Below are 3,423 nucleotides of genomic sequence, written 5' to 3' on the forward strand. Positions count from 1 at the left end.
AAAAATGGAGCCCAAAAGCGCCCTGGAAGGGCCAAGACTAGCGGGAAACGCCGCAGAGTTGCCCAAAAAATAGGCAGCCTGAAAATCCTGCTCTGTTGCGCTTCATCAGGCGTGGAAATCAGGGGTTTTTAGAGGTTCCCAATTGTTCGGGCACGGCGTGTTCCATGGCGCTGCTGTATTGGCCGCGTAGTTTGTTGTAGGTAATCCAGCGGTTTTGGGCTGCAGTTTTGCCGTTTTGGGTGAGTTCCGGTTTGTTGTTGATGGCGGCCTGGGGGTCGTCGTTTTTGACCCACCGGGTGTGCCGCAGGTGGCCGATGTCCATGTTCAGGCCCTGGAAGGTGATGCCGGTGGTGACGATGCCGTACAGCTTGTTGGGCTTGACCTGGGCGTGGAACAGGCCGTAGCTGAGCGCTGGGCGGTCGAGCATGGGGGCTTGCCGGTGTGAGCGCGTGGCGCGGGCCCGCGTGCAGCCAGCGCCCCAACTCGGAAGCTATTACTTTGATAGCTATAACCCCATATTTATCGGGCGTAACCAGCTTTTTTGATGACTAAAACTGCCACGCATCAACCTGCGCTGCCTGCGTAACCGTGCCGCAGCGCCGGCCAAAGCAGGTGCAGGTGGACACCCACCCACCGGTGCGCTGAAGCGGGTCACGCGCCATGGCGCGGGACGCCTCAGGTCGCAAGCGGCTGGACACCAAAACACCATAGGAATCAGTCAGTTAAGCGATTGCTTTGCACTGGGTCAATGAAGACCGACGGGGAAAGCACGAAACTTCAACGCGGCCTGCATCCCCCTCACGAGCGTGATGTGGAGCCTCCTGAACGGTTGACCGAGGGCAAACCCACCTGCCGATCGACCCGGCCGTGCATGCCAGGGAACTTCGCCATTAGCACTCACTCAGAGAGAGTGCTAACATTACTCCGAAGAGGAAAGGACGCCGGAATGAACCTTCAATCTGGAACCGCAGCAACGACCTTGGCACCTGCAAGCGCATGGTCGCTCGTGCCGCCCCTTGGCAATCTGGACGCCTATATCTCGGCGGTCAATCGCTTGCCCATGCTCTCGCTGGAAGAAGAGCAGTCGTACGTGCGCCGTTTGCGTGACCACAACGATGTGGACGCAGCCGGACGGTTGGTGATGTCCCACTTGCGGCTGGTGGTGTCGATTGCCCGCCAGCATCTGGGCTACGGGCTGGCCCATGGCGACCTCATTCAGGAGGGCAACGTCGGTCTGATGAAGGCCGTCAAGCGCTTTGACCCCGACCAGGGCGTGCGGCTGGTGAGCTATGCCATGCATTGGATCAAGGCCGAGATTCACGAGTACATCCTCAAGAACTGGCGCATGGTCAAGGTGGCGACCACCAAGGCCCAGCGCAAGCTGTTTTTCAATCTGCGCTCCATGAAGCAGGGCTTCAAGGCCGATTCTGCTGCTGCCGACGCCGCCACGCACCGCGATACGCTGTCCGATCACGAAATCGACGCGGTCGCAGCGCAACTGAACGTCAAGCGCGAAGACGTCATCGAGATGGAAACGCGCATGGCCGGTGGCGACGTTTTGCTGGACCCTGCACCTTCGGACGATGGCGAGCAGGCCTTTGGCCCCATTGCCTATCTGGCCGATGCATCGCACGAGCCGACAGCGATGATCGAGTCGCGTCAGCGCGACGCCATGGCCACCGATGGCATTGCGGCCGCATTGGGCTGCCTGGACGACCGCAGCCGCCGCATCGTGGAAGAGCGGTGGCTGAAGGTCAATGACGACGGCACGGGCGGGATGACCTTGCATGAGCTGGCGGCCGAATATGGCGTGAGCGCCGAGCGCATTCGCCAGATCGAGGTGGCAGCGATGAAGAAGATGAAGAAGGCGCTGGCCGATTACGCTTGACGGCGCTTGATGTGCTGCTGGCGGGGCACGCGGCCGATCGCGCCCCGCAGTGGCACCGTGGTGGCGTAACATCACCGGTGCCGGACACAAGGCACAAGGGTCCCGTGAGGGGCCCTTTGTTTTTCAGCCCCCTGATTTTTCCGCCAAGGAGCCTCCCTTGTCACGCCCCACCGCACCCATCCTGTCCCGCCGCAGCACGGCACTGATCTTGGCACTGGCCGCCGCAGCCCCCTGGGTGGCGGCGCAAACCGCGCCCCCTGGCGCAGCGGCGCCTGCTGGCAAGTGGCCCACCAAGACGGTGCGGATCATTGTCGGCTTTCCCGGTGGTTCCTCCCCCGACCTGACGGCGCGCACGTTTGCCGAGCCCCTGTCGAAGGCGCTGGGTCAACCCGTCATCGTTGAAAACCGCGTGGGCGCAGGCGGCAACATCGGCGCGGACGCCGTGGCCAAGGCGCGTGACGACCACACCATCGGCCTGATGATCAACGGCAACCTCACCATTGCCAAGTTGATTAACCCGGCGGTGCCCTACGACCCGCTCAAGGACCTGGCCCCGTTGAGCCTGATTGGCACATCACCCCTGGTGCTGACCGCGCCCGTGAACCAGCCGGGTCTGCCCGCAACCGCTACCGCACAGGAGTTCTTTGCGGCCGCCCGCAATGCCGGTGACAAGTGGAGCTATGGCACGCCCGGCGTTGGCACCGTGGGCCACATTGGCACCGAGTTGCTCAAATCCCGCACCGACATGAACCCTGTGCATGTGCCCTTCCCCGGCTACGCGCAGGTGGCGACCGCCATGCTGGGTGGGCAGTTGCAGATGGCGCTGATGCCGCCTGCCCTGGCCCAGGCCCAGATCAAGGCGGGCAAGTTGCGCGCGATCGGCGTGACATCGACGACGCGCAGTTCACTCGCGCCAGACATTCCAAGCCTGTCCGAGGCCGGAATCCGCGACTTCAACCTGGAAATCTGGAACGCGTTTGCAGCCCCTGCCACCATGCCCAAGCCCATCCAGGCGAAGCTGGCGGCGTTGATTGGCGACATCGCCCGCAGTGACGACGTGCGCAGCAAGCTCTTTCAGCAAGGCTGGCAGGTGGCGGGCACATCGCCAGAGGGCTTGGCCAACCGCATCAAGGCCGACACCAGCCTGCTGGGCGGCGTGATTGCCGCGCGGGGCATCAAGGCCGAGTAGCGCGCTGCGTTCGGCAGCCTGCCCGATGGTCTGCGGGGCGCCCCGCGGGCCGCTGGCGTCTGCGCAGGTCAGACGCTCGCCTTTTTACGACGGCCTGGCCGCTCAGCGCGCCTCGGCCAGCAGCCCCTTCACATCCGAAGCAAGTGCCTGCGCGCCACTGCCATAGCGGTGGTACAGGCGCAGGCGCCCCGCCGTGTCATAGACGTAGCTTCCGGCAGAGTGGTCCATGGTGTAGCTGGTGGGCGTCTTGCCATCGACCTTCTTGTAGTAGATCTTGAAGTCCTTGGCCACGGCGGCCAATTGCTCGGGCGAGCCCCGCAGCGCCAGAAAGCTCGGATCAAAATTG

Annotated in this window: 4 protein-coding genes; 2 read left to right on the forward strand and 2 right to left on the reverse strand. The window is 63.3% G+C overall.

The features are described from left to right. Nucleotides 1-118: 118 nt before the first annotated feature. A complete protein-coding gene (locus ACK543_RS14465) occupies nt 119-427 on the reverse strand; it encodes a hypothetical protein (protein WP_409943532.1) in 309 nt (102 codons plus the stop codon). A 519-nt stretch (nt 428-946) separates the two neighbouring features. On the opposite strand from ACK543_RS14465, the gene rpoH reads away from it, so the two are divergent. After that, a complete protein-coding gene (gene rpoH, locus ACK543_RS14470) occupies nt 947-1,888 on the forward strand; it encodes an RNA polymerase sigma factor RpoH (RefSeq protein ID WP_409943533.1) in 942 nt (313 codons plus the stop codon). A 157-nt stretch (nt 1,889-2,045) separates the two neighbouring features. Further along, the gene (locus ACK543_RS14475; RefSeq protein WP_409943534.1) at nt 2,046-3,077 is read left to right on the forward strand and encodes a Bug family tripartite tricarboxylate transporter substrate binding protein; all 1,032 of its coding nucleotides are present in this window, start codon (nt 2,046-2,048) and stop codon (nt 3,075-3,077) included. Nucleotides 3,078-3,179: 102 nt separating this feature from the next. On the opposite strand, the gene ACK543_RS14480 is transcribed toward ACK543_RS14475, so the two are convergent. Further along, nucleotides 3,180-3,423, reverse strand: a 244-nt coding sequence (locus ACK543_RS14480; protein WP_409943535.1) for an SCO family protein, incomplete at its 5' end; no start/stop codon positions are given.

Source organism: Acidovorax sp. (genome assembly GCF_046341535.1).
Taxonomy (GTDB): Bacteria; Pseudomonadota; Gammaproteobacteria; order Burkholderiales; family Burkholderiaceae_C; genus Acidovorax.

Coding starts and splice junctions, on each gene's coding strand:
- rpoH (WP_409943533.1), top strand. CDS start 947: ATGAACCTTCAATCTGGAACCGCAGCAACGACCTTGGCACCTGCAAGC.
- ACK543_RS14465 (WP_409943532.1), bottom strand. CDS start 427: ATGCTCGACCGCCCAGCGCTCAGCTACGGCCTGTTCCACGCCCAGGTC.